Genomic DNA, 25,234 nt, shown 5'->3' with positions numbered 1-25,234 from the left:
GCTGACTGTGCCGCCGCTTTCGCGAGCAGGCTCGCTCCCACAATGGATCGGCGTGACGCCCGGGTGATCAGGCGTCGTGCTTGAAGGCGTCGATGAGCCCCAGCAGTTCGTCAAGCTTGCGCGGCATCAACCGCGCATCACAGCGCGTCTCGACGTTGATGATGATCGCCGGGTCGTTGCAGCAGATGCGCACGCGAAAACGCCAGTCGCTGAAGATCACCTTCAGGCCATCGCGGTCATCCATTTCCAGCGCCTGTTCGCCATACAACGCTTTCAGGTGCGCGAGCAGCGGATAAGGATCGCGCAGCGGCCGGCGAATATCGCCGGACGCAGGAAACACACCGATCCGCTCCACCAGCAGAATCGTGCCCAGCCAGGTCTCGTTGGCGCTGGGCAGCGGTTGATGGCGCGACAACCAGCTCATCACCCCGAGGTTGCCCACCTCACGTTCAATCTCTGTCGAATGTTGTGCAATGTTCATGGTTGCCTGCCTCTGGTGGTGGGGAGTCGTCTCAGCGGCCCTTGAGGTACACGTTGTCGTAGCAGAAATTCGTCGCTTGCAAGTAACCCTCGGCATCGCCGCAATCAAAGCGCAGGCCTTTGAATTTGTAGGCCAGCACGCAGCCGTTCTGCGCTTGTTTCATCAGTGCGTCGGTGATCTGGATTTCGCCGCCCTTGCCCGGTTCGGTGTCGGCGATCAGGTCGAAGATGTCCGGGGTGAGGATGTAGCGCCCGATGATCGCCAGGTTCGACGGCGCGTCCTGCGGCGCCGGTTTCTCCACCATGTTGTTGACCCGGTAGATGCCCTCGGAAATCAGCTCACCGGCGATCACCCCGTACTTGTGAGTCTGGTCCGCGGGGACTTCCTGGATAGCGACGATCGAGCAGCGAAACTTCTTGTACAGCTGGATCATCTGCGACAGCACACCGTCGCCTTCGAGGTTCAGACACAGGTCGTCGGCCAGCACCACGGCAAACGGCTCATCGCCGATCAACGGGCGGCCACTGAGAATGGCGTGGCCCAGACCTTTCATTTCCACCTGACGGGTGTAGGAAAAAGTGCAGGTGTCGATCAGCTCGCGGGTGCCGGCGAGGAATTTCTCTTTCTCGGTGCCACGGATCTGGTGCTCGAGTTCGTAGCTGATGTCGAAGTGGTCTTCCAGCGCGCGCTTGCCCCGGCCGGTGACGATGGCCATGTGTTGCAGGCCAGCGTCCCGTGCTTCTTCAACGGCATATTCGATCAACGGCTTGTTGACGATCGGCAGCATCTCTTTCGGCATGGCTTTGGTCGCCGGCAAGAAACGCGTGCCGTAGCCGGCAGCGGGGAACAAACATTTACGAATCATAAAAGTATCCTGGACAGTCATGGAACACAGGCGACGGTTGCGCACCACAAAGTGGCGGCAAGTTTCAATGATTATTGAAGGCTTACTTTAATACCCGAGTCAGGTTGTTGCTGGCAATTAGTTGCGCTGTTAAAAAGCGCTAATGTTATGAGATGTCGACTACTTGGTTATTAGTTATTTTTAGTCGGTATCTGTCAATAGTGATAAGCGTCCAGGGAGTGCTAATAAGTACCCGGCAAACAGTTTGACCGGCAAAAATAATTATTGCCAGTGGTTGAACTAAATTTGTTTGAGGTTGTTGTCGCCCTGTTTGTGTGAATTGCTCCGCATCTCCACCAGGCATGGCTTGACACGCTACCGGGTATTTATTCAATGACGGACCGCGCTATGAAGATTCTGGTAACGGGTGGTGCCGGCTATATCGGCTCGCATACCACACTTGCATTGCTTGAAGCAGGTTATGAAGTTGTCGTTCTGGATAATCTTTGTAACAGCAGCGACGCAGCACTTCACGCCGTTGAAGCCATTTGCGGCAAAAGTGCATGGATGATTCGCGGCGATGTCTGCGATCGGCCGCTGCTCGACCGGATTTTCCGCGAGCATCAGATCGACGCCGTGCTGCATTTCGCCGGGCTCAAAGCCGTGGGCGAGAGTGTGCGCAAGCCGCTCGAATACTACGAAACCAACGTCGGCGGCAGCATCACTCTGTGTCAGGCGATGGCAGCGGCGGGGGTGTTCCGGCTGGTGTTCAGTTCCTCGGCGACGGTGTACGGCGAGCCTGAAGAGATGCCGATTCGCGAGGATTTTCCGACGGGCAATCCGACCAATCCCTACGGCCAGTCCAAGCTGATCGTCGAGAACGTGCTGCGCGACCTGAGCCTCGCCGAGCCGCGCTGGAGCATTGCGCTGCTGCGCTACTTCAACCCTATCGGCGCCCACGCCAGCGGGCACATGGGCGAAGACCCCAACGGCATCCCGAACAATCTGGTGCCGTATATCAGCCAGGTTGCGGTCGGCAGCCTGCGTGAGCTGTCGATTTTCGGTAACGATTACCCGACCGCCGATGGCACCGGCGTGCGCGATTACATTCATGTCGTCGATCTGGCGGACGGGCATTTGAAAGCGTTGCAGTCGATCAGCGAGCGCACCGGCATTCACACCTGGAACCTCGGCACCGGCGATGGCTACAGCGTGCTGCAAGTGCTGCATGCGTTCGAACAGGCCTGCGGGCGGCCGGTGCCGTACCGGATGATGCCGCGCCGCGCCGGTGATATCGCCGAGAGTTTTGCCGATGCTTCGAAAGCGGCGAAAGAACTCGGCTGGAAAGCCACGCGCAACTTGCAGGACATGGTCGCCGACACTTGGCGCTGGCAATCGAATCATCCCAATGGTTATTCGCGATGATGGCCATTTAGTCCGATGTTAGTTTCAGTCAGGTTGTTAGATAACGTCGGGAAATTACACTGGCAATGCCATTTGCAAATCCGTAGATATAAACCTGCCGTTCGACTTTAGCAGTTGCACAGGACTGTGAAAGAACAACGGATCTTGTTCGCGCTCTTTGCGGACTTGAAAGCTACCAGCTCTGACACAGATCTGTTTTTTAACAGTTCGAATGTTAGAAAGGAGTTGTTATGAAAAAAGTGATGGCAGTTGCCCTGTTGACGATGTTGAGCAACTGGGCTGCCGCCGCTGAAGCACCGTTGACAGCGGTAACCAATGTAGGTGGCAGTGTGGCGGCTTCGCAAGCGCCCGCGGCCAGTACTGCAATGGTTGCCAGTGCTGTAGCGGCGTCCAACAGCGGTGGCAGTGCCAACGGCGGTACCACCGGTACGACGGGTACCACCGGTACAACCGGCACGCATAACTAACAGGAACATTTGTTAGTGCAGTACAGAGTCGCCCGACGCAAGTCGGGTGACTTTGTTTTTTGGATTCGCCCTTGAATAGCGTAGTGCCATTATGACTCGTAGTGTTTATCTTTTAATGTTGGCAAGTCTCGCTTTGCAAGGTTGCATGTTTTCCCCCGGCCAGTACCTGAGCACCAGCGATATCACCCGCCAGGGTGCCAGCGAAAGCAGTCGGGTCGAGCTGATTCCGATCACCCCGAAGCTGATCGCCATGAACCGCGCCACGCAGAAGCGTGAATCGCTGCCGGCGGAGCTGCTGGTGACGCCGGCGGAATATCGCATCGGCAACAATGACGTGCTGTACATCACCGTCTGGGATCACCCGGAGCTGACCGCCCCCTCCGGCGCGCAACAACAGATCGATGCCAACGGCCGACTGGTGCGCTCTGATGGCACGCTGTATTACCCGTTCATCAAGGAAGTCCAGGCCGCCGGCCGGACCATCCAGCAACTGCGCGCGGACATCGAACAACGCCTGTCGGCATTCATCGCCGAGCCGCAGGTCGACGTCGCGGTGTTGCGCTTCGCCAGCCAGAAAGTCGTGGTCACCGGCGCCGTCACGAAGGCCGGCCCGCAAGCGATTTCGACCAATCCGCTGAGCGTGGTCGAGGCCCTCGGTTCCGCCGGCATCGACACCAACAATGCTGACTTGTCCGGGCTGTTGCTGACGCGCAACGGGCGGGTTTATCCGCTCAATCTCGACTCGCTCAATCAGCAGAATTCCGAACTGCAGAACGTCTACCTCAAGGGCGGCGATCAGCTGTATCTGCCATACAACGACAACAAGCGCATCTACGTCATGGGCGAAGTCAACCAGCCGCGCGCGCTGAGCTTCAAGACCGCAACCATGAACCTGTCCGACGTGCTCGGTTCGGTCGGTGGCCTGAGTCAGACCAGTTCCAACGGTAACGCGGTGTACGTGATTCGCGGCGTGGAAAATCTCGACGTCGAGCCGGCGAAGATCTATCAGCTCGAAGCCGAATCGCCGACCGCCATGGCGCTGGCCTCGCACTTCCAGGTGCGGCCGCAGGATGTCGTCTACGTCGGCCCGGCCAACGTCACTCGCTGGAACCGTTTCATCAGCCAGTTGGTGCCGTCGGCGTCGATTGTCGGCACCGGGGCTTCGGCAGCGAAGAACTGGAGCGAATACAGCAACAACAGCAAATAAGGCCGCCCGACTGTGAATCTATTGAAAGTGGGCGTCTGCCTGATGGCGGCCTCGTTGCTGTGCGGCTGCAATCCGCTAATGAGTGCATCGCTGAACAACCTCAAGGCCGCCGTCGTCGGCCCCGACGAGGTTGACGTTTCGGCGGCCGAAGTCGCCGGGGTCAATTACCCGCAACTCAAACTGACTACGCCGTCCGGCTCAGGCGTGCTGGCGCTGGTGCGCGAGCGCGAAGATCTGCAGTTCTGGGTCGCCTCCGGCAAACAGGTTTTGCTGCTGCGCGATGGCCTCGCCGTGCGCAGCATCGGCCTCGGCCTGCAAGGTGATCTGGATGGCACGCGGCTGGCCGATGATTCGCCGTTCAAACAGGGTCTGCATCACGTCGCCGACGGTTTCACCACACGGCGCTGGATCGATCTGTACAAGGGCCAGGAAGTCGGCGTGATCGTCAACAGCCGCTTTTCGCGCCGTTCCACCGAAACCCTGGAAATTCTCGACAAGGCTTACTCGGTGTTGCGCGTCGATGAACAGATCGACGCGCCAGCGATCGGCCTTAGCGCGACCAACCGTTACTGGGTCGACCCACGTGACGGTTTCATTTTGCAAAGTGAGCAACAACTGACCTCGCAATTGCGCGTCAAGCTGGTGCAATTGACTCCTGATCGCAGGCATCTGCCGTGAAGCGCCTGGGCCTTATCGCGGCGGGTCTTTTGCTGATCTCTGGGGCGTGTCAGGCCGCCGTCACCGTGTCCGGCGACGTCGCCAATCCCGGTCCGATCGCATTGCCGCCGGGCGGGCGCCTGCTCGATGTGATCAGCGAAGCCGTGCCGAACGCCGAAGGCTACTGGCTGGCAGGCGGCTTGTTGCGCCAGTCGCTGGTCGCGGAACAGACGCGGCTCAAGGTCGGCGTGCTGTTCGATCTCGAGGTGCTGCAACGCATGGCGACGCTGTTTGATCGGCCTAGTCGCGCGGCACTGGCGCAGCGCGTTGCTGAAGAGGTTCGACAGATGCCGGTGACCGGCCGGCAGATCGCTGACCTAGATCCGGTGGCCGTGGAAGTCGGCTTCGCGCGCAACATTCGTTTGGATGACGGCGATCGGCTGATCTATCCGAAACGGGTTGATGAAGTGCAGGTGTTGGGCGCGGTCACCGAGCCATGCCACTTGCCCTATCAGCCATTGCAGGAGGCCCGCGAATATCTCGAAGGCTGCTCGATTCTCGACGATGCCGAGGCCGATTACCTGTGGTTGATCCAGCCCAACGGCGTGTCGCGGCGCGTCGGCATCGCGCACTGGAATCGCGAGAGCGGGCAGTTTCCGGTGGCCGGCAGCAGGATTCTGGTGCCGATTAAAAATGATGATCTGGATCCGCCTCTTCCTGAACTGAATCAGCAGTTGGCCGAATTCATTGCCACGCAGCTGGCCGAGGTGGTTCGTTGAAGTTACGTTTTGCAGCTGTGTTGTTATTGCCCTGCGGTCTGGCTCACGCCGAGCCGCGCATCACCCAGAATGACTTCGGTGGCGCCGGTCTGTTGCAGACGCCGACCGCACGCATGGCCCCGGCCGGCGAGCTGAGCGTCAATGCCAACCGCACCGATCCGTACAGCCGTTACAGCGTGTCGTTGCAACCGCTGGACTGGCTCGAAGGTTCGTTCCGCTACACCGCGATCACCAACCGGCCGTACGGCTCGGAGGCCCTCAGCGGCAGTCAAAGCTACAAGGACAAGGCGGTCGACGCCAAAGTGCGCCTGTGGCAGGAAAGCCACTGGGCGCCGGAAGTGGCGCTGGGCTTCCGAGATATCGGTGGTACCGGTTTGTTCTCCAGCGAATTCTTCGTCGCCAACAAGCGCTTCGACAATTTCGACTTCAGCGCCGGCATTGCCTGGGGCTACATCGGTAATCGCGGCGACTTCGACAACCCTCTGGGGTATGCCAGCAGTCGCTTCGATACCCGCCCGGCGCTAGAAGGCACCGGCGACGTCAACTCCGGCGCGTACTTCCGCGGCAAGCCTTCGCTGTTCGGCGGCGTGAGCTACCAGACGCCTTGGGACCGCCTCAGTCTGAAGCTTGAATTCGAAGGCAACGACTACAAGAACGAGCCGAAGGACAACGAGATCAAACAGGACTCGCCGATCAACCTTGGCGCGGTGTTCAAGGTGACCGATTCGATCGATCTCAGCGCCGCGTGGGAACGCGGCAATACGGCGATGTTCGGCGTGACCTTTCACACCAATTTCGTCAGCCGCAAAGCGCCGGCCAAGACTTACGATCCGACTCCCGAACCGCTGCCGGCGAAGGCGCCGACGACCTCGATGGAACAGGTCAACTGGGCCGATGTGTCGCGGCGTTTGCAGCAGAATGCCGGGTACAAGGTCGAGCGCATCAGCCAGCGCGATTCCGAACTGATCGTCTATGGCGAGCAGCAGCGGTATTTCCATTCGTCCAAAGCCGTTGGCCGCGCGAGCCGGATTCTCGACAACAGCGTCAACGAAGACATCGACTGGTTCACCGTGGTCAACAAGCGCTATGACTTGCCGCTGGAAGAAACCAGCCTGCCGCGCCAGACTTTCCGCGAAGTGATCAACAACGAAGAACCCTTGGAGGCGCTGCACCGCACCACCGAAATCAACCCGGCTATGCCGCACAACGAGAAAACCCTCTACAGCGAAGCGCCGCAGCATTTCAGTTACGGCGTAGGATTGGGCTTCAAGCAGAACGTCGGCGGCCCGGATGGTTTGCTCTATCAGTTCAGTGCTGACGCCGACGCGGAATACCGCTTCAACCGCAACACCTGGTGGAGCGGTTTGCTCAGCGCCAACCTGGTCAACAACTTCGACAAATTCGTCTACGACGCGCCGAGCGGATTGCCCCGCGTGCGCACGGATTTGCGCCAGTACCTGACCACGTCAAACACGACCATGCCGTTGTTTCAGCTCAGCCATGCCGAGCAGTTGGACAAGGATCTGTATGGCATGGTGTACGGCGGTTACCTGGAATCGATGTTTGCCGGTGTCGGCGCGGAAGTGTTGTTCCGCCCGACCGGCGAGCGCTGGTCGCTGGGCGCGGATCTGAACTGGGTGCGCCAACGCGATTTCGATCAGGGCTTTGCCTTGCGCGATTACTCGGTCGTGACCGGGCATATCACCGGCTATACCGACCTGCCGTTCGACACGCTGGCGGCGGTCAGTGTCGGGCGGTATCTGGCCGGAGACTGGGGCACCACCGTGGACATCTCGCGCGAGTTTTTTAACGGCGTGCGCGTCGGTGCCTGGGCAACCATCACCACGGCCAGCAGCGCGGAATATGGCGAAGGTAGTTTCGACAAGGGCCTGTACCTGTCGATCCCGTTCGACGAAATGATGAGCATGTCGACCATGCGCCGCGCCAACCTGGTCTGGGCGCCACTGACCCGAGATGGCGGCGCCAGACTGAGCCGCAGCTATCAACTGCACTCGATGACGGATAGCCGGGAAGGGGACATGTTCTATCGCAACTTCGAGAAGATTACCGAGTAAGCGCTGGTCTCCCGAGCCGAAACAAATCCTGTGTAGGCGTGAGCCTGCGTCACGTCACACATCCCGGCCATAACCCAACCCCCTGTGGGAGCGGGCTTGCCCGCGAAGGCGCCGGCACATCCAACATATTCATCGCCTGACCTACCGGCTTCGTGAGCAAGCTCACTCCCACAGCGGGTTGTGTTACACCACAATTTTCGACCCAAACCCTAATCCCTGTGGGAGCGAACCTGCTCGCGAATGGACCGGCACATCCAACATCTCCATCGCCTGACACACCGCTTTCGCGAGCAGGCTCGCTCCCACGGGGGCGCACCTGTAGTCGATACTGATTACCCAAATCCCGCTCACAAAAAAGGGGACTTTCGTCCCCTTGTGATTTGAAGCGCTGAGCCTCAGTAAATATCCTTCGACAACAACGTAAACGGCGTCTTCACCAGGATCTTCAGATCCAGCCACAACGACCAGCTGTTGATGTACTGCAGGTCGATCTCGACACGCTTTTGCATCTTGTCGATGGTATCGGTCTCACCGCGGCAGCCGCTGATCTGTGCCAGGCCAGTGATGCCCGGTTTGATTCGGTGACGCGCCATGTAAGCGAGGATCTTGCCCGAGTAGTAATTGTTGTGCGCCACCGCATGCGGCCGTGGACCTACCAGCGCCATATGTCCCTGCAACACGTTGAACAGTTGCGGCAACTCATCCAGCGAAGTGCGACGGATAAAACGACCTACTGCGGTGATGCGCGAGTCATTACGGCTGGCCTGCTTCACTTCGCGGTCATCGTGGACACGCATCGAACGGAATTTCCAGACCTTGATCACCTTGCCGTTCCAGCCATGGCGGTCCTGCTTGAAAAACACCGGGCCGGGCGAGTTGAGTTTTACCGCCAGAGCGATGATCAACAGCAGCGGACTGAGGGCGATGATCGCCAGGAACGCCACGGTTTTCTCAACCAGACTCTTGCTCAGGGCAGCGGTCGGGCGGCTGGTCAGCGGGCTTTCGTTCAAGTAGATCGCCGGCAGGCCATCCACGACTTTCACCGAATGGTTGAGCAAGGTCAGGCTGTTCAAATCCGGTACCCACACCACGTCGACGTTGGCCCCGAGCAAATCGACATACATCGCTTCGATTTTCGCGGCTTCGCATAGCGGCAGGGTGATGTACAAGCGGCGGATGTCGTGGGCTTCGATCAGCTCGAGCAACTCGTCCTGAGCGCCGACGACACGCGGTGCGTCGGAAGCAAGGACCGGTTTGTCACCGTTGCTGACCAGGCCAATCAGCGGCAGGTTTTCCAGTTGGCTGAGTTTCTTCGCCAGGCCCAACGCCAGTTCGCCAGTGCCGACAATCAGCGTCCGGTGTTCGCTTTTACGCGAGCGCTGGTAGTACTTGGAAAACGCGTGCAACGGCGCGTAGAGGAATGCCTGACCGAGGAAGCCGTATACCGCCCAACTCAAGATCACCTGACGGGAAAACAGCTCATCGGCCTGACAGACAAACGCAATGCACGCCAGCGCGGCCATGGTCATCGACCAGCCCATGAACAGGCGGCCGAGGCCTGTCAGGTAGTTGTCGCGTTTGCGATAAACACCCGTGAATGTGTAAGCGGGCACCGAGGCCAGGACGGCGAGGGTGGCGCACATTCGGTAGTAGAACGCGACGGTGCCGGTGTGCTGTTCAGCAAGAATGAACAGCAGCGTCACGACGAAAGTCTGTGCCAGCGCCCATTGGCCCCAAAAGGTCAGTCCCTTGAGGCCCGTGCTTCGATTAATACTGAGAGAAAGATCCATACGATATCCCCAAAAGACGTCCATTCAGGTTTCAACAGTTGAAAGCCGAGTTGTTATGCAGACTTATTGTTTTTGTTTTAGCGAGTGTCTTGAGGTAACAACATCGAGAGCCGAACTGTCGTCAGCCAATAGACTAAGTTATTGCCGGGAATGGTGTCTGACGAGTTCTAACAAGATGGCACAGTGCCAACTTTTTAATAATTAAATAGATGGCTGTTAGAAAAGGTCGTGGAGAGGGGGGTGAAATAGCGGGGGCGTATTTGTTACTGTTGAGGGGTGGAGGCTGGGAGCTTTTATTGAATCAGGGAGGAAAACCAAACAGAGTGCTCTTCTTGTTGTTGTAGTCGCACTTCATATCTGTTTGTCTTGGTTTGAAGTCGTCTTCGCTTACGCAACGACTTCCTGGATCAGGCAATATCCGCGATTTCTTACGGCTCGGAACAATCGCTCGCCATTACTCGCACTCTTGAACTTGTCCTGCAATCGGCTCAGGCACATTTCCAGGCCACGGTATTGCTCGGGTTCCCGACCAATGCTGATGATCAGGTCATCACGACTGACCACACGCTCATGATGGCTCAGCATTTTTCTGACCAGAGCGGTTTCCAGACCAGTCAGGCTGATCGCAACATTGTCCTTGAGCAGCACGCCTTGTTCATCGTCAAGATGCCAGGTGTCACTGCAAGGCTCAGTGCTCTCGGTGACATTGGAGATATGAGCGCGTTCTGCACTGCGGGTCGGGAAGCTTTGAAACGGATTGTCTGTTTGCGCGGCTCGCCATTCATTTTCAAGAGTGGCCAGTATGCGTTGGGTATCATGTTCGATACTGCGCGCAACATTCTTTCGGCTGAGGCTTGGGTAACTGAACTCCATGACCATCGGGGCGGAAGAGGGCGAAGCAACACCTTCAACAAACATTTGTGCCTGCGACGTGCCAAACGAATTGAAACGCTCACTGGACAAGATGCTTTCCAGTTCACGTTGCGACGTTGTGCTGTGCGTCACAACAACAAAATATTTTCTGGGGAGGGTTGTACTCGTTTCCATGTCTCTCTCCTAAATACACACCAAAATTGGCTAAAAGATAAATCGGCAGGCGAGCAATGACTTCCTCGGAAGTAATCGTAGGCAGGGTTCTGGCCGAAAATGGCCATCGATAAATTCCACTCGATCTGCTGCTATGTTATGGAGTTTTATTGTTATGTGGCGTGATGCCGTGCTCATTCAAGTGCTTGAGTTTTAATAAGTATGAGGCGCTATTGAAACGATATGGCTGCATCAGACGATCCTTCGTACGTATGCAAAAGGGAAGACTGCCCGAGACTCAGGCAGTCGATATCAGGCCCCGCATCAGGCGATAGCCGTAGCCGCGGATGCTCTGAATCGCGTTTGTACCATACATGTCCTTGATTTTTCCACGCAAGCGGCTGATTGATTTTTCCAGCGCTCGAGGATCGTAGAAATTGGTGTTGAGGCCCATGATGCCGGCGATTTCATCATGACTCAGAATGTGATTGCCTGTGTGCGCAAAGGCCTCGAGGATCTTCATTTCGGCGAAAGAGATATCCAGTTTGCGCCGACTGTCCATCAGGCAGATCCGCGTCGGATCAAGCGTGAGGTTGATATCTCGTTGCCAGTCTTCGCTGTTGAAGAATTCCGCCAGCAAGTCTTCGCTGTCATCGCTCAATGTGTTGAGCTTGATACAGGCATCCGCCCCGGCGAGGAAATATTTGATCTTGTTGACGGCACCGCGGCCGGTAACGACAGCGCAAATAAGTGGCTTCAAGTTGTCATCGCGCAGGGTCTGCACCAGGGCCAGATTTTCTTCGATGGCTTGTGGACTATCGATGATGACGAAAATGGCGCGGTAGGAACCGATGTAACCGTGCTGTTTATATGAACTAGTGAAAGCACCTGTTTCCAGGGTCATATCGGGCTGCATGTGCTTTGCGATCAGCGATCTGAAATGATCAGCCACACCCATTGTACGACCCAGAGCAAGAACACCGGATTCATCATTTGTCGGGCGCGGACTTCTAGTCGCCAAGTTCCCTGAGAGCATCATGCGTTGACTCGAATTAGGTGCTGACATCGGGATGTTAAAGCACCGGTTCTCATCTGTGACTGACAATTGGTAACATTTGCGCGGATTTTAGACGTGTCTCCCGAGTTTTCTAACAATAACTAAGCTTTTCGGGCTTTTAGTTGATTTTCTCGGGCTTGTGAACTAATGCGTAAGTGATGGCTATATGCAATGGTGCCACTATTTTGAGCTTGTGGCGATGGCTTTGTCTGTGTCCTTTTGCCACTGATTGGCCATGTCAACAATGTGTGAGGTTGATCACACTTCATATCTGAACTGAAATATTTGTTGTAATAGATGTAAATTTTTTCCGTTTAGTTCGTCGGCCGACGATTACTAACAGCCCTTGAGTCTAACTCTGCATAAACCCTATTCTTCCGGATCGGCGAATCGCTGTATGCATACTTCAGATACTCAACCCCTGAGTGTTATCGAACCGGTCGCTCACCCTGAGTGCTCTGACGGAGGATTAATGGATTTCTGGACCCTTTTCCAGGTATTGATATTGGGCGCGGTTGAAGGCCTGACCGAATTCTTGCCCATTTCAAGTACCGGCCACCAGATTATTGTCGCCGACCTGCTCGAGTTTGGCGGCGAACGCGCCATGGCGTTCAACATCATTATTCAACTGGGGGCCATTCTTGCTGTGGTTTGGGAATTTCGTCCGAAGATCTTCGAAATCGTCAAAGGCCTGCCCACCGAGCGCAACGCGCAACGTTTCACCCTTAATCTGCTGATCGCGTTTTTCCCGGCCGTTATCCTCGGCGTGTTATTCGCCGACGCGATTCATGAATACCTGTTCAACCCGATCACCGTTGCGGTGGCCCTGGTTGTCGGCGGCATCGTCATGTTGTGGGCCGAACAGCGCAGCCATGTAGTCAGCGTCGAACATGTCGACGACATGCGCTGGTCCCACGCGTTGAAGGTCGGTTTCGTACAATGCCTGGCGATGATTCCCGGCACCTCGCGCTCCGGCTCGACCATCATCGGCGGGCTGCTCTTCGGCCTTTCGCGCAAAGCCGCCACCGAGTTCTCGTTCTTCCTCGCCATGCCGACCATGGTCGGCGCCGCCGTGTATTCCGGCTACAAATACCGCGACCTGTTCCAGCCCAACGACCTGCCAGTCTTCGCCCTCGGCTTCGTCACCGCATTCGTCTTCGCCATGATCGCCGTGCGTGGCCTGCTGAAATTTATCGCCAACCACAGCTATGCCGCGTTCGCGTGGTACCGGATCGGTTTTGGTTTGTTGATTCTGGCGACGTGGGTGTTTGGCTGGGTGAACTGGACGGCGGCTGCGGCCGCTTGAGGCGTCAAGCCAGGCGAATCAAACCGCCTGGCTGAATGAGGGGAGGGCATCAACGCCCTTCAAGCAGTTCCGCCGCCTGATCCAGCAACGCCAACGGATCCTTGGCCTTGTGAATATCCACCGACAACAACTGACGGAATTTCCGCGCCCCCGGGAATCCCGTGCCCAGGCCCAGCACATGCCGCGTGATGTGATGCATCGCGCCACCGGCGAGCAAATGCTCGGCTATATAAGGGCGCAACTGCGCCAACGCCTCAGCCCGACTGATCACCGGCGCGGTACTGCCGAACAGTTGCTGGTCGACTTCCGCCAGCAAATACGGATTGTGATAAGCCTCACGCCCGAGCATCACACCATCGAACGTCTGCAGATGCTCATGGCAGGCTTCCATCGTCTTGATCCCCCCGTTCAGCACAATCTCCAATTCCGGAAAATCCGCCTTCAACTGCGCCGCGACGTCATAGCGCAACGGCGGAATGTCGCGATTCTCCTTCGGAGACAACCCCTCGAGAATCGCAATCCGCGCATGCACGGTAAAACTCGTGCACCCGGCATCCCGCACCGTACCGACGAAATCGCACAACTGGGCATAACTGTCGCGCCCATTGATGCCGATCCGGTGCTTCACCGTCACCGGAATCGACACCGCATCGCGCATCGCCTTCACACAATCAGCCACCAACTGCGGATGCCCCATCAGGCACGCACCGATCATGTTGTTCTGGACACGATCGCTTGGGCAGCCGACGTTGAGGTTCACCTCGTCGTAGCCGTGCTCCTGAGCCATGCGCGCGCAGGCGGCGAGATCGAGCGGAACACTACCGCCGAGCTGCAACGCCAGCGGGTGCTCGGCTTCGTTGTGACGCAGGAAACGTTCGTGATCGCCGTTGAGCAGCGCGCCGGTGGTGACCATTTCGGTGTAGAGCAGGGCGTTCTTCGATAGGAGGCGTAGGAAGAAACGGCAATGGCGGTCAGTCCAATCCATCATAGGCGCAACGGAGAACCGCCGAGATAGCGCAGGGCTTGAGTTTACTGGGCTGGAGTGGGAGTTTGGTACCATTTGGCTCAACGTATTTATAGCGTGTTTTTAGGCGTTTTCAGGCGTTTTTTCGATGGCGCTGGTACAATGTACCAATCACTTTCGGAATTGTACCAGTCGACTATGGCAACGATCAGAGCACGAAAACGCACCGATGGCTCAGTCAGTTACACGGCACAGATACGCCTGTTTCGCGATGGAGCGCAAGTCTACCAAGAGAGCCAGACCTTCGCCCGGAAACAGGCGGCACAAGCGTGGGTGCGGCGACGTGAGGCAGAGCTAGATCAGCCTGGTGCGATTGAGCGGGCGAACCGCAAGGGCGTCACCGTTCAGGACATGATCAAGCAGTACCTGGATGAAATGGAGAAAGTCCGGCCGTTGGGTAAAACTAAGGAAGCCACATTAAATGCTATCGCGGCGACGGAGTTTGGCCAGACCGTTGATTCGGCTATCAACAGTCAACGATTGGTGGATTTTGCACTCTGGCGAATGAGTAAAGAGGGCGGCGGCGTCCAGCCGCAGACGGCTGGCAACGATCTGGCGCACCTTGGGGCTGTCCTTTCGATTGCGCGTCCCGCTTGGGGGTATGAGGTAGACCCTCACGCGATGCCGGACGCTCGGAAGGTATTGAGGAAGCTCGGTTACAACATGAAGAGCCGGGAGCGCGATCGCCGTCCAACCAAGGACGAGCTGGATAAACTTTTGGAGCACTTCGTCAGCATGCAGCAGCGTCGGCCTAGTTCGATCAACATGCTGAAGGTGATTGGGTTCGCGATTTTTTCCACACGTCGGCAGGATGAGATAAGCCGAATTGTGTGGGACGACGTCGATGAGTCTAATCAGCGGGTGCTGGTGAGAGATATGAAAAACCCAGGGCAGAAAATTGGCAATGATGTTTGGTGCCACCTACCCGACGAAGCCTGGAGAATTCTGCAGAGCATGCCAAAAGAGCGTGGGGAAATTTTCCCGTACAACTCGTCGTCGATCTCCACGGCCTGGGCGAAGGCGTGTAAGTTTCTAGAGATCGAAGATCTTCACTTCCACGATCTGCGACACGACGGAGTGAGTCGGTTGTTTGAGATAGATTGGGATATTCCGCGGGTGGCCAGTGTGTCTGGGCATCGTGATTGGAATTCATTGCGTAGATACACTCATCTGCGCGGACGAGGTGACCACTATGCCGAATGGCCTTGGCTAGAGAAGATTATTCAGGCGCCCGTGAAGCTGGGCGCCTGGGGCAAGCAGTAAATTAGCTGGCTCGGCGGTATCCGTTGAGCTGGTTGCATTCCTTCACGGCTGCCTCGCGTTGCAATTCTAGATAGGCCGCTAAATCAGTGATGTGTATACCCTTTGCACTTTTCTGACTGGGCTCCAATCGGGTGATTGGAATTTTGATCTGGCCTGCCAGCACCTTGCGCTGGAACATCTCCGGTGTCAGGTGTGTGAAGTAGTCCTTGCAGATCTGGTCCAGGGGGATGATTGCTCGGCCATTGTATTGGGCCATCAGGATGAACGCGGTGTTCATGCTTCCCCCTGGATCTTATAAGGACGATGGGGCAATCTTTCGCCGCCACTGAAGACAAGGAGATGAAGATGCTTCCCGAGAGAGTTGTCGTAACTATTCCCATCATCACTTTGTTGAAGGCTTTGATGCTGTCGCCTTTGGTTGTGTTGATAGGTTGGTGGGTATTTACGTGGTCTTGGGAAAGTCAGGCTGCACCTGCCTGGGTGCAGGCAGTTGGTTCGATTGGCGCCATCTTGGCTGCGGGTGCTGTTCCGGCCTGGCAACGAAGGCTTGAGGGGCTTCGACGAGAAGCCGACCAATATCAGAGACAAATCGCCGACTGCTTTCAGTTGAGGCGCCTCATTCAAGAAATTCAGCATCTGCTTACCAAGGGTGATCAGGTCAATCCCAGTTGGTTCGGAAGGAATCGGGCTCTGGTTGAAACTGGAATGCTGGATATCCTCCAGCGTTTGAGTTCTCTGGAGTCTGGGCGATCTGACAAGTTTCTGCTGAAGAGCACCTATGATGTGCGCCTGATTGTTCTGGACTTTTTGGGATCTATCAGCCCGAGCGACGCTTGTAGCGTCAACGTTCGGCGTGGGTTCGAAGAGCGTCTGGTCGAGATCCATAATGATATTCCTGGCTATATTCTTAGCCTTGAGAAAATCATTAAGGAAATCGATGCTGAAGTTAAGTGATCTCTCATACCCCACGACAGGCTGCGCGAGCGGGCGTTTCTGAGCGTTTAGCGTGGCATTGGGAGTCGCTGCCTCGCGCAGCTTTTCGTGGGGTACAAGCGCCTCGGTAGTGCTGCTGGAAGGAGCAATAATGCCTGCTGCTTCGCAGCAGAGACTTTTTGTTTCTAGCGTGTCGACGCTGATTTCCTTGCGGAGCAAAGCGGTCGTGGATTGAGTGTCGTCCTGGTCCATTTGCATGCCGCTTTCCTCCGATGTGTGAGTGCGCGTTGGTGCACCAGCCGCTGATGCGGCGTTAGCCGGGTTGCGGTGGTTGCTGGTTTGGGGTCGGATCTCGCTCATGCGGCGTTCACCTGTTCGGCCGGTTCCAGCAGGGCAGCCATGGCTAGCGCCTGGTCGCGGAGTGTGCGGGTGTCGCGTTCCAGCTTTTTGCCGGTGCGAAAGGCGCTGAACGTTTCGGATGCGATCCGGAGTTTCTCGGCGATTTCTATTAGCGTCAGTCGTTCTTGTTCACCGATTTTTGAAGCTGCCAAGGCGCGCTCGTACTGGATGTAAAGCTTCTTGCGCTGGTCAGTTGCCTGATTGAGGTAATGTTCTAGGTTGCGGACCTCTTCCCAATTTTCAGATCGCTGAATGGTTTTTCCTTCATCCATCCCGTCTCGAAATCCAACGCAGCACCCAACGTCATGGCCTTCGCTGTAGCCCTCTGAATGTCCCTTGGCTCGGCCGCTGTTGAAGCCGTGCCGGTAGGCGAGCCAGTAAACGCCGGCGATCATGAGGGCGATTGCTATCAGGGCGTAGAGTTGAACTGTCGTCATGTGGTGTGCTCCTGGTGATGTCTACGGCTGGTGGTGGCAGCCATTTGGTTTGCAATGATTATTCGTCCGAGCCGTCCTGCTGCCGCTGCATGTCTTCGTCGGCCTTGTAGGCGCGGATGTCGATCAAGGATGCGACGTGCCGGATGTGTGCGTACTTCGGTGCCTTGCGGCTGGTGTCTAGCGTGGTAATGGGAAGCTGGATACGGCCGCTGCTGATCTCGGCTACGAACGATTGCTCGTTGAGATTCCGGAAATACTGCTCGCGCACTTTGTCGAGGGGGATCAGGACGTCGCCGAAGATGCGGTAAAGCAGTTCGACGGTGGCTGACTCCGGTGCAGGGTGCAGGCGCAGCGGGTTTTGTGCTGTGTTACTCATGGCTTTGTTGGGCCTCCTTGCGTTGTTTTCTGGCCCGGTGGTTCCAGGCGTTCAGGCAATGCGTTCTGGTCAGCTCGCGCAGATGTTCGGGCACTTCGACGAGCGCGGCGTTGCGCTCCTCTCGTGTCCGCATGGCGATGATCTGGCGGGCGTATTCCCTAGGCCACGTCACGGCTGTCTGCCGGGATGGCAGGCAGGTCGATGCCCAACTGCTCAGCTAGCCAGCGGATACCGGGCTGTTTGATCCGGGTCGATTGGCTGTACTGCATGCCGAGCTGGTCGTGATGCCACTGGCCGTCCTTGATTCGCAGGTAGTCGCGATCACGGTTGGGGTAGGCCGGTAGGTTCCGATCGTTGAGCAGTCCTTTTTCACGCATGCGTGCGATGAGCTTCGGGCGAGTCATGCCGAGGTGGGTTGCGGCTTGGGCGAGAGTGCGTTCCACGGTGTGCCCCTCATGCCGCGTGCGCAGCTGGTGTTGCCGCTGCAGCAAGGTGGTTGATGGACTCACTGACTTTGCCGTAGATCTCGACATCGCTGCCGTACACGGTGAAGCAACGGGTGTGCGGGCTTTTGTGACCGATGCTCAGGATGGTGGTGACACCTGATCGAGTGTGAGTGCGATGAAGCGCGACGATTAGCGGATAGTCGAAACCCATATCGAGGTTCAGCACGCCGCCGGTGTGCACCAGTTCAAACACTCGTTGCTTGTCCGAGACTTCAAAGCGGCCGTATTCGCGGCTGGCGTGGGGACGGTGCAGCAGGTCGCTGGTATTGCTCGCATCGAACGGGCCGTTTGCTATCTCTTCGATGAAGTCGGCCAGTTTGAGATGCATCTTCTTTTCGTTCTTCAGGGTCAGCGTATGGCGTTCGCTGCCAAGCTCTACCACGAAGGTGCTTTCTGTAATGCCTCGTTCAACCTTGAGGCGAAACGCCAGACAATCGCGCTTGGGCGCGGTCCGAAGTATGTGGTTGAAGGTCCCGGTCAGGTTGACCTGAGCATTGAGCAGCTGCAGGGTGCGGTTGTCGATTTTGTACTTGATCATGCTGCATGCCCTCCACCGTTCGGATTGACTGGGGCAGGAGAGGTGCGTGCTGTCAGCTTCGGTTTGCTGATGGCGAACGCGCAGCCGTACTCCCGGGCTAAGCGCCGGATCTCAAAGATTTGGAAGGCGTTTGCAGCGGCCGGGTGGACATGCAGGGTTGCTGTGGTGCGCATAATTTGCTTCGCTCTGTGGTGGAGAGGAAGCAAAAATTAACCTTTAAGGTTAATTTATGTCAAGCATCACTACATCGACTGTCTTGATAATCTCTTTTTATCGGTGGTCGCTTGATGGCAATGTGTCATCGCTAGGAGCTATTATTTGCCTCACATGTGACAAGGAGCGGTTCTGTGAGTGAGTATTTTGAGATTGCCTATGCGGCTGCGTCTAAGAGACTGTGCTTTTTTACGGGAACCGGATTTTCAAAATCCGTGACGGGCAACTCTGCTCCAAGTTGGCAGGAGCTTTTAGAGCATGTATGTGACTTGACTCCCAATCCTTCTTCCTTAAAACAAGCACTTTTTCCTGCTTCGGGGTTAAATCCTTTAAGTTTGGAAGAGGCAGCCCAAGTTATAGCTTTGGAGTTAGAGAAGGTTGATAAAAATCTCCATTTCGAAATTGCTGAGCTAATCAAGTCATTGGTGTTGGTGGGAGATAATTCCATAATTAGTAACTTTATGGCTAACAATCATGTGGAAGTAGTCACCACTAATTATGATCTGCTTCTAGAAGGTCTGTCAGGGACGAACTGGCAATCTCTTTCACCTGGACTCCCTGTGCCTCGCTCTGATGCGAGAGTGCGTATATATCATGTTCATGGTTCTGTAGTATCACCTAGTCATATGGTCGTGACTTCTGAAGACTACTTTCGTTTCATCAACGGCGAATCGTATTTCTCAAGAAAACTAAGCACCGTTCTACATGAGAATACGGTCGTGATTTTGGGGTATTCGCTTGGAGACACAAATCTCAAAGCAATTATCAATGAATATAAAGCATTTTCTAAGGCGCACGTAATCAGCTCTAATATCTTCTTGGTGTCCCGGTCGGCTGTAAGTCAGTATGTTAAGGATTATTACTATCACTGTTATGGAATAAGAGTCCTAGATTCTTTGCAAGTACACGATTTTTTCTTCAGGCTGAATCAATACATGCCCGTCGCGGTTCGCTGTGCGCTGCCGTCGTTGGACAACATTCGACAGATTCTATACCACGGGCAAGAGTACACGCCGGCGCACTTACAGGCGGAAAGCTCATTTTACGAGATTGTTTCGTCTTTCTCTGCTGTAGGTGTGAGCATTAACAACCCAGCAGTAGTGAACAGCATAGGTAGGATTATCCAAGCGAAGCAAATATTGAGCTCTGTTACTGGTGCTTGGGACCAGTACGCGCATATGGCAAAATGGTTAGTTTACTTGGGTGGTATTTTAGAAATAAAAGGAACGTCAATTGAAACTCTTTATTTGTCTGCTGTTCAGTCTTCCATGGCTAATATGACTAATACATTTATGCATGGGTACTCGTGGGACGCATTTGCCTGTTGGAATGCACGGTGGAACTCTGTTATTGCATCTAATAGGTCAATGATAAAAAGACATGTGTTAGCAAATCTTATGCTTTGGCCCCCAGCAATGATTGTCGTAAATCAATAACGATTAATATAGCAGGGCGTAACTGGTTGTTCTATGAGTCACAGGTCAGAAATTTTCCAGCGCGCCCTTCCGCATATACTCCAGTCTTCCGTCAAGCGAATAATTCTATCTGGCCAGTCTGGATTGAGGGCGTAGAGATAATGCTCGTTGCCTTCCTGTTTTAATTGTTTAAGCGTTGCAGCCTCATCACGCGCCCTTTTTGCCACTACGAAGTGGCCTGGTAGGGCTTCAAGTGAAGGGTCAACGACTATCTTATCCCCCTCAAAAAACTTAGGCTCCATACTTATCCCTTCCACTCGAAGTATGAATGCATTAGGGCCAACTGGACCGGGCGCATCAATCCATTCTTCAGTTTCTCTGGAATCAATCTCACCCTTAAATTCGCACCATGCTCCTGCTGCGATAGGGCCAATCACTGGCAGCTTTCGGCCAGTGATGGTCAATACCGTAGCATTATTGAGTTCGCCAAGACCAAAGGGCATGTCGAGGTAGCCTTGGTGCAAATTCAAAGCCTTCTCAATTTCTCTAGCAATTTGGTCGCCGATACCTTTGCTTGGATTTTTTCCGCCGAAAGCACTCACTTGAGCAGGTGCCTTGCCTAGAAGGTCCGCGATATCGGTCAATCTCAGCTTTTTGTCGGCTAAGACGCGTCGGAAATTTTTAAGGCGAGTATCAGAAATTTTCATCAGTGGATTTTGAGCAGGTTAACCTAGAAGGTGAATGTCCTTGGAGGTATTGAAAAAAATAACCCTAAAGGTTAATGTTGCGAGTGAGGAGGTGCACATGAAGCTTCGCGATTACATTCATCACCTAGACCATGCTGCTCAAAAAGCGTACGCAAAGCGCTGCGGCATTGCCGTGAGCTATCTGCGTCTTCACATAAAATATGCGAGCAAAGATCCCAGCGTGTCGTTGATCAAGTCTTTAGCTCGCGAAAGTGAGGGAAAGGTCTCTCTTGGTGAGGTGTTGGAACACTTCGGTGTTACTGAGGCTCAACCTTTTCGCAACGCGGCATAGATAGAAAAAAGGCGACCCATAGGCCGCCCAGTTCCTCCCGGCACGCACCACCACAGCGCTGTCGGGTCGCGATAAATAAAGGCGGGCACACCACATGCAACCACCTTTCTTTATCGCGCTTTTCCAAGGCTCGGAAGCCTTGGTGTTGCTGCCTCTTCCACCACAGATTTGGCAGCTGTTGCGCCAGGGGTGAGCAACGGATTGCTCGCCCCGGCACGGTGCCGGTGTCGATCCCGAAGATCTAGCCGGCGTTTGGGCCCTTTCAAGCCACGCGGCAAATGTATCACCACTGCATGTCGCGCGGCACTGGCAACTTACAAGGATTAATGCCATGAGCCGTATCGCTCTGAGTTCTGTTGAGCGGGCGCAGCGGGAAGTTTTGCCGCTCGATCTCGCGCTTTACCATGCCGCTCGGGACTACCCCGGCGGCGCCGCAGCTATCGCCGCCACTACCGGCCGGAATGCGACCACGCTGCAGCACAAGCTGTCCCCAACCCACCCTAGCCACACGGTGAACATTCAAGAGTTCGGCGAGATTCTGGAGCTGACCAAGGATCGCCGCATTCTGGATGCGGTGCATGCATTGGTCGGTGACACGACTTGGCAGGAGCTGGCTGAGGCGTACACCAACGACATGCCCGAGACGTTGACCACCGGTATTGCCGAGTACTTCCGGCAGGTGGCGGATCTGGCGGATACCTGGGCCAAGAGCATTGGTGACGGTGTGGTTTCTGATGAGGAACTGGCCGCGATTCGCCTGCAGGTATTTCGAGGCATTCAGGGACTGCTGGGATTGTTCAACCGCGCCACCTACGTCAATCAGACGACGCGGGGTACTGATCGTGGTTGATATCGTCGATTTCGCTAATGACCTGGTGCAAGAGCGTATTGATCAGGCGCTGGCTGCACGTCTCCTCGCCGCCAAGCCCACTTTGGCGGCGCATTCGTTTCTGTTCTGTGAAACCTGTGATGGTCCGATTCCGGAAGCGCGCCGCTTGGCGCAACCCGGCTGTACCCAGTGCGTCGACTGCCTTTCGCTCGCGGAATTGAAAGGGGCACGCCATGCTCGATGACGTACTGGGGCAATTCGCGGATTACGGTCTTGAACCTGCGCAGCCATTGGTGTTCGGCAAGCTGACACGCTGTAAGACGACGCAAGACAAGGGCAAGGAAAAGAACGGTTGGTATGTCGTTCATGAGCAACGCACCGAGAAAGGCGAGACGCTGATCTTCGGTGCGTTCGGTGACTGGCGTTCGGGCGAGCCTCAGAAGGTCAAGGTCAAGGCCGGGCGGATGTCACCTGAAGAGCGCGAGGTTATGCGCGCTCGACAGGAAGAGGCCAAACGGCGTGCGGCTGAGATCTCAGCCAACGCGGCACGTCGTGCGGCGAAGCGTGCGGCGGGTATGTTCAAGCGCATGCCGGAGAAGGGCCGTAGCGACTATCTGGATCGCAAGCAGATCGTCGGCTTTGGCGTTCGTTATGCGCCGCGCACCGGTGCGTTTCTGGTGCCGATGAGCAACGTACGCGACGAGATTGTCGGCCTGCAGGTGGTGTTCCCAACCAAGCAAGAGGATACCGGCCGGGACAAGTCATATTGGCCTTACGGCATGTCGAAGGAGGGCGCTTTCCATCTGATCGGGCCGCACCCGGATCCGGGCGAGCCGGTGCTGGTGTGTGAGGGTTATGCAACCGGCGCAAGTCTGCATATGGCCACGTCTCTGACCGTGGCCGTTGCGTTTGACGCGGGCAACTTGTTGGTGGTTTGCAAGGCCATGCGCGAGCGTTTCGCCGGTTGCCCGCTGATCATCTGCCGGGACGATGACTGGAAAACCACGAAGCCGAATGGCGATGCGTGGAACCCCGGTGAAGAGAAAGCGAACAACGCGGCGCTGATTGTCGGCGGCCAGGTGGTCGCGCCGATCTTTTCCGGCGAGCGGGAAGCCAAGTTGACCGACTTTAACGACCTGCATGTTACTGAAGGTTTGGAGGCGGTGCGCCGTCAGGTGCTTGCAGTGGTCAAACCGCCGGCCGCTGGTGGTTGGAAAGATCTCCTCGCACGTAGCGAGAGCGGCGCGCTGATTGCGCACATGCAGAATGTCGAGCTGATCCTGGCCAATGATGAGCGTTGGGCCGGGGTCATCAGTTACAGCGCGTTCAGCTCGAAGATCGTGAAGCTGCGTGCGGCGCCTTATGGCGGCGGCACGGGTGATTGGGCGGACATTGATGATATGCGGGTGATGAAGTGGCTCGCGCAGCAGTACAACTTGCGGGTCAAGGCTTCGCATGTGATCGAGGCGGTGAGCGTGGTTGCGCATGATCATGCGTTTCATCCAGTGCGCCAGTACCTGCGCAAGCTGCAGTGGGATCAGGTGCCTCGGCTTGAAAGTTGGCTCACGGACGTCATGGGCGTGAAGGCAACAGATTATTCGGCAAAGGTCGGCAAGCGCTGGATGTTGTCGGCCGTGGCGCGGGTAATGAAGCCGGGTTGCAAGGCTGACTCGGTGATGATTCTGGAAGGTGCGCAGGGCGCCGGTAAGTCGACCGCAATGAGCATTCTCGGTGGCGAGTGGTTCATGGACACGCCGTTTGCTCTCGGCGACAAGGACGGCTTTCAGGCGATCCGGGGCAAGTGGATCGTGGAGCTAGGCGAGCTGGACAGCTTCAACAAGGCCGAGAGTACGAAGGCCAAGCAGTTCTTTTCGGCGTCCACCGACACTTACCGCGAGAGCTACGGCCGTAGAACGATGGACGTGCCACGCCAGTGTGTTTTCGTGGGTACGACCAACCAAGACGAGTACCTGAAGGACGCCACCGGCAACCGGCGTTACTGGCCGGTCGCGTGTACCAAGGTGGATCTGGAGTTGTTGCGCTCGATGCGCGATCAGCTGTGGGCCGAGGCGGTGTTCTGCTACGACGCGGGCGACCTTTGGTGGGTGACGCTGGATGAGGCGGCAATGTTCGGCGAAGAGCAGGACGAGCGTTTCGTTGTGGATGAATGGGAAGGTCCGATTCTGACCTGGCTCGAGGAGTCGCAGATCGGCGAGACCACCACCGGCAGTGACGTGCTCACCAGTGCGTTGAAGTTGGACTTCGGGCATTGGGGCAAACCGGAGCAGATGCGCGTCGGAGCGATTATGCATCGGTTGGGCTGGCGGCGTGTTCGGTTGCCGGCGTTGGCTAAGAGTGGCCAGCGGCCTTGGGCGTACAAGAAGCCGGCAGGGTGGGGCGGTGCCTCGGCGTTGCAGCGGGAAGCGATCGAGGAGCCTTGCTTTGATTAAGGAGATCGATTCGCTGCTTCGGTTGTGGGCGCAGGAGCTGCATTCGGAACATTCGAAAGGAGGGCTGGCAGGGGGAAACATAGTTGCCATGATGATGGAGAGCAACGGGCAACTGATCAGGGGGCGGCGTGCTTTCCGGGCGCCGCTGGAGAGTTCGTTGGACATCGAACTGATCGTGACCAAGCACCTTGCGCCAGAGCTGGTGACGGTGGTGCGGGAGCATTACTGCACGCTCGATGTGGATATGCGCTTGCGGTACGCCCATTGCGGTTGTGGCCGCGACACGTACTACCAGCGTTTGCATGAGGCGCATCTGCAGATCTTCGGCGTGATGATGGGGCTGGCTGCGTGACCCCAGGCATCGTTCCGGTTGTGGTTGTCCCACTGGCCCGTCTTGTCTCGCTGCGTTTTGATGCAGTGGGACAGGTGCGGGCCTTGTCGTTGTTGGGCTGTCCCACCGTCCCGCCTAGAAGTGCCTCCCGCCTGTGTGAGCGTAGCGGGCGAGCACTACGCGCTTACGCGCGAACGCGTGTTCTTTAAAATTCTTCCTTTACACGAGAAAAGAGAAAGATAAGTAGGACAGTGGGGCGAAGCCCCGAATTTAGGCGCTCTCAGGCGTCCCACTTCAATTCTGGAAAGTGGGACTTATGGGACACCACCGCAACAACAGATTGCCGGGGAGGTGTATTCGCCGACATT

Annotated in this window: 27 protein-coding genes; 15 read left to right on the top strand and 12 right to left on the bottom strand. The window is 56.2% G+C overall.

Annotated features, from left to right (window positions below):
- Positions 1–67: 67 nt before the first annotated feature.
- Both ACZ0AZ_RS26780 and galU read right to left on the bottom strand, forming a co-directional pair.
- Complete coding sequence (locus ACZ0AZ_RS26780) at positions 68–481, bottom strand: mannose-1-phosphate guanylyltransferase (RefSeq protein ID WP_016770593.1); 414 nt, start codon at positions 479–481, stop codon at positions 68–70.
- Positions 482–512: 31 nt separating this feature from the next.
- Complete coding sequence (gene galU / locus ACZ0AZ_RS26775) at positions 513–1,346, bottom strand: UTP--glucose-1-phosphate uridylyltransferase GalU (protein ID WP_024013613.1); 834 nt, start codon at positions 1,344–1,346, stop codon at positions 513–515.
- Between the two features lie 387 nt (positions 1,347–1,733).
- Between galU and galE the strand changes: the two genes are divergently transcribed.
- From galE to ACZ0AZ_RS26745, 6 genes are all read left to right on the top strand, one after another.
- The gene (gene galE, locus ACZ0AZ_RS26770) at positions 1,734–2,750 is read left to right on the top strand and encodes a UDP-glucose 4-epimerase GalE (protein WP_016775458.1); all 1,017 of its coding nucleotides are present in this window, start codon (positions 1,734–1,736) and stop codon (positions 2,748–2,750) included.
- Positions 2,751–2,980: 230 nt separating this feature from the next.
- The gene (locus ACZ0AZ_RS26765) at positions 2,981–3,217 is read left to right on the top strand and encodes a hypothetical protein (RefSeq protein ID WP_016775457.1); all 237 of its coding nucleotides are present in this window, start codon (positions 2,981–2,983) and stop codon (positions 3,215–3,217) included.
- A gap of 91 nt (positions 3,218–3,308) precedes the next feature.
- On the top strand, positions 3,309–4,424 hold the full coding sequence (locus ACZ0AZ_RS26760) for a polysaccharide biosynthesis/export family protein (RefSeq protein ID WP_205884346.1): 1,116 nt from the start codon (positions 3,309–3,311) through the stop codon (positions 4,422–4,424).
- A 12-nt stretch (positions 4,425–4,436) separates the two neighbouring features.
- A complete protein-coding gene (locus tag ACZ0AZ_RS26755) occupies positions 4,437–5,102 on the top strand; it encodes a YjbF family lipoprotein (RefSeq protein ID WP_415761964.1) in 666 nt (221 codons plus the stop codon).
- Complete coding sequence (locus ACZ0AZ_RS26750; protein ID WP_129999665.1) at positions 5,099–5,860, top strand: capsule biosynthesis GfcC family protein; 762 nt, start codon at positions 5,099–5,101, stop codon at positions 5,858–5,860. The genes ACZ0AZ_RS26755 and ACZ0AZ_RS26750 overlap by 4 nt, the downstream gene beginning before the upstream one ends.
- A complete protein-coding gene (locus ACZ0AZ_RS26745) occupies positions 5,857–7,935 on the top strand; it encodes a YjbH domain-containing protein (RefSeq protein WP_463538503.1) in 2,079 nt (692 codons plus the stop codon). The genes ACZ0AZ_RS26750 and ACZ0AZ_RS26745 overlap by 4 nt, the downstream gene beginning before the upstream one ends.
- A 395-nt stretch (positions 7,936–8,330) precedes the next feature.
- On the opposite strand, the gene ACZ0AZ_RS26740 is transcribed toward ACZ0AZ_RS26745, so the two are convergent.
- The 3 genes from ACZ0AZ_RS26740 to ACZ0AZ_RS26730 form a co-directional block, all read right to left on the bottom strand.
- Positions 8,331–9,725: an undecaprenyl-phosphate glucose phosphotransferase gene (locus tag ACZ0AZ_RS26740; RefSeq protein WP_463538502.1), complete on the bottom strand. Its 1,395-nt coding sequence runs from the start codon at positions 9,723–9,725 to the stop codon at positions 8,331–8,333.
- Positions 9,726–10,112: 387 nt separating this feature from the next.
- Entirely contained in the window at positions 10,113–10,772 is a 660-nt protein-coding gene (locus tag ACZ0AZ_RS26735; protein ID WP_129999662.1) for a winged helix-turn-helix domain-containing protein, read from the bottom strand.
- Positions 10,773–11,049: 277 nt separating this feature from the next.
- Positions 11,050–11,790: a winged helix-turn-helix domain-containing protein gene (locus ACZ0AZ_RS26730; protein ID WP_129999661.1), complete on the bottom strand. Its 741-nt coding sequence runs from the start codon at positions 11,788–11,790 to the stop codon at positions 11,050–11,052.
- A 490-nt stretch (positions 11,791–12,280) separates the two neighbouring features.
- Here ACZ0AZ_RS26730 and ACZ0AZ_RS26725 point away from each other — a divergent pair, with 490 nt between their 5' ends.
- Positions 12,281–13,114 (top strand): undecaprenyl-diphosphate phosphatase, encoded by an 834-nt coding sequence (locus ACZ0AZ_RS26725; RefSeq protein WP_463538501.1) that lies wholly within the window; start codon positions 12,281–12,283, stop codon positions 13,112–13,114.
- Positions 13,115–13,163: 49 nt separating this feature from the next.
- Here the strand turns inward: ACZ0AZ_RS26725 and dusA are convergent, their stop codons facing one another.
- Positions 13,164–14,174 (bottom strand): tRNA dihydrouridine(20/20a) synthase DusA, encoded by a 1,011-nt coding sequence (dusA, locus tag ACZ0AZ_RS26720; RefSeq protein WP_463538500.1) that lies wholly within the window; start codon positions 14,172–14,174, stop codon positions 13,164–13,166.
- Positions 14,175–14,276: 102 nt separating this feature from the next.
- On the opposite strand from dusA, the gene ACZ0AZ_RS26715 reads away from it, so the two are divergent.
- On the top strand, positions 14,277–15,401 hold the full coding sequence (locus tag ACZ0AZ_RS26715; RefSeq protein ID WP_463538816.1) for a site-specific integrase: 1,125 nt from the start codon (positions 14,277–14,279) through the stop codon (positions 15,399–15,401).
- Position 15,402: 1 nt separating this feature from the next.
- On the opposite strand, the gene ACZ0AZ_RS26710 is transcribed toward ACZ0AZ_RS26715, so the two are convergent.
- A complete protein-coding gene (locus tag ACZ0AZ_RS26710) occupies positions 15,403–15,678 on the bottom strand; it encodes a pyocin activator PrtN family protein (RefSeq protein WP_463538499.1) in 276 nt (91 codons plus the stop codon).
- A 62-nt stretch (positions 15,679–15,740) separates the two neighbouring features.
- Here ACZ0AZ_RS26710 and ACZ0AZ_RS26705 point away from each other — a divergent pair, with 62 nt between their 5' ends.
- On the top strand, positions 15,741–16,355 hold the full coding sequence (locus tag ACZ0AZ_RS26705; RefSeq protein WP_463570600.1) for a hypothetical protein: 615 nt from the start codon (positions 15,741–15,743) through the stop codon (positions 16,353–16,355).
- A gap of 335 nt (positions 16,356–16,690) precedes the next feature.
- Here ACZ0AZ_RS26705 and ACZ0AZ_RS26700 read toward each other — a convergent pair whose 3' ends face one another.
- From ACZ0AZ_RS26700 to ACZ0AZ_RS26685, 4 genes are all read right to left on the bottom strand, one after another.
- Positions 16,691–17,170, bottom strand: coding sequence for a hypothetical protein (locus tag ACZ0AZ_RS26700; protein WP_463538497.1), 480 nt, complete (start codon positions 17,168–17,170; stop codon positions 16,691–16,693).
- 58 nt (positions 17,171–17,228) lie between these two features.
- Positions 17,229–17,546 carry a pyocin activator PrtN family protein gene (locus ACZ0AZ_RS26695; RefSeq protein ID WP_336356865.1) on the bottom strand — a complete coding sequence of 106 codons (318 nt, stop codon included), beginning with the start codon at positions 17,544–17,546 and terminating at the stop codon, positions 17,229–17,231.
- Between the two features lie 158 nt (positions 17,547–17,704).
- Positions 17,705–17,989, bottom strand: coding sequence for a phage antirepressor KilAC domain-containing protein (locus tag ACZ0AZ_RS26690; RefSeq protein ID WP_336356864.1), 285 nt, complete (start codon positions 17,987–17,989; stop codon positions 17,705–17,707).
- 10 nt (positions 17,990–17,999) lie between these two features.
- Positions 18,000–18,590, bottom strand: a complete 591-nt coding sequence (locus ACZ0AZ_RS26685) for a hypothetical protein (protein WP_463538496.1) — start codon at positions 18,588–18,590, stop codon at positions 18,000–18,002.
- 347 nt (positions 18,591–18,937) lie between these two features.
- On the opposite strand from ACZ0AZ_RS26685, the gene ACZ0AZ_RS26680 reads away from it, so the two are divergent.
- The gene (locus ACZ0AZ_RS26680) at positions 18,938–20,239 is read left to right on the top strand and encodes an SIR2 family NAD-dependent protein deacylase (protein WP_463538495.1); all 1,302 of its coding nucleotides are present in this window, start codon (positions 18,938–18,940) and stop codon (positions 20,237–20,239) included.
- Between the two features lie 38 nt (positions 20,240–20,277).
- Here the strand turns inward: ACZ0AZ_RS26680 and ACZ0AZ_RS26675 are convergent, their stop codons facing one another.
- The gene (locus ACZ0AZ_RS26675) at positions 20,278–20,925 is read right to left on the bottom strand and encodes a LexA family protein (RefSeq protein ID WP_336356861.1); all 648 of its coding nucleotides are present in this window, start codon (positions 20,923–20,925) and stop codon (positions 20,278–20,280) included.
- A gap of 97 nt (positions 20,926–21,022) precedes the next feature.
- On the opposite strand from ACZ0AZ_RS26675, the gene ACZ0AZ_RS26670 reads away from it, so the two are divergent.
- The 5 genes from ACZ0AZ_RS26670 to ACZ0AZ_RS26650 all read left to right on the top strand — a co-directional run bounded on the left by ACZ0AZ_RS26670 (position 21,023) and on the right by ACZ0AZ_RS26650 (position 24,887).
- A complete protein-coding gene (locus ACZ0AZ_RS26670) occupies positions 21,023–21,256 on the top strand; it encodes a hypothetical protein (RefSeq protein WP_336356860.1) in 234 nt (77 codons plus the stop codon).
- Positions 21,257–21,587: 331 nt separating this feature from the next.
- Positions 21,588–22,106 (top strand): phage regulatory CII family protein, encoded by a 519-nt coding sequence (locus ACZ0AZ_RS26665; RefSeq protein ID WP_083352342.1) that lies wholly within the window; start codon positions 21,588–21,590, stop codon positions 22,104–22,106.
- Positions 22,099–22,329: a TraR/DksA family transcriptional regulator gene (locus tag ACZ0AZ_RS26660; protein WP_137215291.1), complete on the top strand. Its 231-nt coding sequence runs from the start codon at positions 22,099–22,101 to the stop codon at positions 22,327–22,329. Before ACZ0AZ_RS26665 ends, ACZ0AZ_RS26660 begins: the two co-directional genes overlap by 8 nt.
- Positions 22,319–24,535 (top strand): VapE domain-containing protein, encoded by a 2,217-nt coding sequence (locus ACZ0AZ_RS26655; protein ID WP_463538494.1) that lies wholly within the window; start codon positions 22,319–22,321, stop codon positions 24,533–24,535. Before ACZ0AZ_RS26660 ends, ACZ0AZ_RS26655 begins: the two co-directional genes overlap by 11 nt.
- Complete coding sequence (locus tag ACZ0AZ_RS26650) at positions 24,528–24,887, top strand: PA0613 family protein (RefSeq protein ID WP_336356858.1); 360 nt, start codon at positions 24,528–24,530, stop codon at positions 24,885–24,887. The genes ACZ0AZ_RS26655 and ACZ0AZ_RS26650 overlap by 8 nt, the downstream gene beginning before the upstream one ends.
- Positions 24,888–25,234 lie beyond the last annotated feature (347 nt).

The sequence above is a fragment of the Pseudomonas sp. AC239 genome, assembly GCF_979258545.1.
Note: the sequence above shows the minus strand (reverse complement) of the source record. Positions and strands in the feature narration are given on the sequence as shown.

Excerpts from the sequence above, each read along its gene's own strand:
- ACZ0AZ_RS26725 (WP_463538501.1), top strand. The coding sequence starts at position 12,281 with ATGGATTTCTGGACCCTTTTCCAGGTATTGATATTGGGCGCGGTTGAA.
- galE (WP_016775458.1), top strand. The coding sequence starts at position 1,734 with ATGAAGATTCTGGTAACGGGTGGTGCCGGCTATATCGGCTCGCATACC.
- ACZ0AZ_RS26685 (WP_463538496.1), bottom strand. The coding sequence starts at position 18,590 with ATGATCAAGTACAAAATCGACAACCGCACCCTGCAGCTGCTCAATGCT.
- ACZ0AZ_RS26730 (WP_129999661.1), bottom strand. The coding sequence starts at position 11,790 with ATGATGCTCTCAGGGAACTTGGCGACTAGAAGTCCGCGCCCGACAAAT.
- ACZ0AZ_RS26740 (WP_463538502.1), bottom strand. The coding sequence starts at position 9,725 with ATGGATCTTTCTCTCAGTATTAATCGAAGCACGGGCCTCAAGGGACTG.
- ACZ0AZ_RS26710 (WP_463538499.1), bottom strand. The coding sequence starts at position 15,678 with ATGAACACCGCGTTCATCCTGATGGCCCAATACAATGGCCGAGCAATC.
- ACZ0AZ_RS26715 (WP_463538816.1), top strand. The coding sequence starts at position 14,277 with ATGGCAACGATCAGAGCACGAAAACGCACCGATGGCTCAGTCAGTTAC.
- ACZ0AZ_RS26655 (WP_463538494.1), top strand. The coding sequence starts at position 22,319 with ATGCTCGATGACGTACTGGGGCAATTCGCGGATTACGGTCTTGAACCT.
- galU (WP_024013613.1), bottom strand. The coding sequence starts at position 1,346 with ATGATTCGTAAATGTTTGTTCCCCGCTGCCGGCTACGGCACGCGTTTC.
- ACZ0AZ_RS26705 (WP_463570600.1), top strand. The coding sequence starts at position 15,741 with ATGAAGATGCTTCCCGAGAGAGTTGTCGTAACTATTCCCATCATCACT.
- ACZ0AZ_RS26675 (WP_336356861.1), bottom strand. The coding sequence starts at position 20,925 with ATGAAAATTTCTGATACTCGCCTTAAAAATTTCCGACGCGTCTTAGCC.
- dusA (WP_463538500.1), bottom strand. The coding sequence starts at position 14,174 with ATGGTACCAAACTCCCACTCCAGCCCAGTAAACTCAAGCCCTGCGCTA.
- ACZ0AZ_RS26695 (WP_336356865.1), bottom strand. The coding sequence starts at position 17,546 with ATGAGTAACACAGCACAAAACCCGCTGCGCCTGCACCCTGCACCGGAG.
- ACZ0AZ_RS26780 (WP_016770593.1), bottom strand. The coding sequence starts at position 481 with ATGAACATTGCACAACATTCGACAGAGATTGAACGTGAGGTGGGCAAC.
- ACZ0AZ_RS26665 (WP_083352342.1), top strand. The coding sequence starts at position 21,588 with ATGAGCCGTATCGCTCTGAGTTCTGTTGAGCGGGCGCAGCGGGAAGTT.
- ACZ0AZ_RS26670 (WP_336356860.1), top strand. The coding sequence starts at position 21,023 with ATGAAGCTTCGCGATTACATTCATCACCTAGACCATGCTGCTCAAAAA.
- ACZ0AZ_RS26700 (WP_463538497.1), bottom strand. The coding sequence starts at position 17,170 with ATGACGACAGTTCAACTCTACGCCCTGATAGCAATCGCCCTCATGATC.
- ACZ0AZ_RS26765 (WP_016775457.1), top strand. The coding sequence starts at position 2,981 with ATGAAAAAAGTGATGGCAGTTGCCCTGTTGACGATGTTGAGCAACTGG.
- ACZ0AZ_RS26760 (WP_205884346.1), top strand. The coding sequence starts at position 3,309 with ATGACTCGTAGTGTTTATCTTTTAATGTTGGCAAGTCTCGCTTTGCAA.
- ACZ0AZ_RS26735 (WP_129999662.1), bottom strand. The coding sequence starts at position 10,772 with ATGGAAACGAGTACAACCCTCCCCAGAAAATATTTTGTTGTTGTGACG.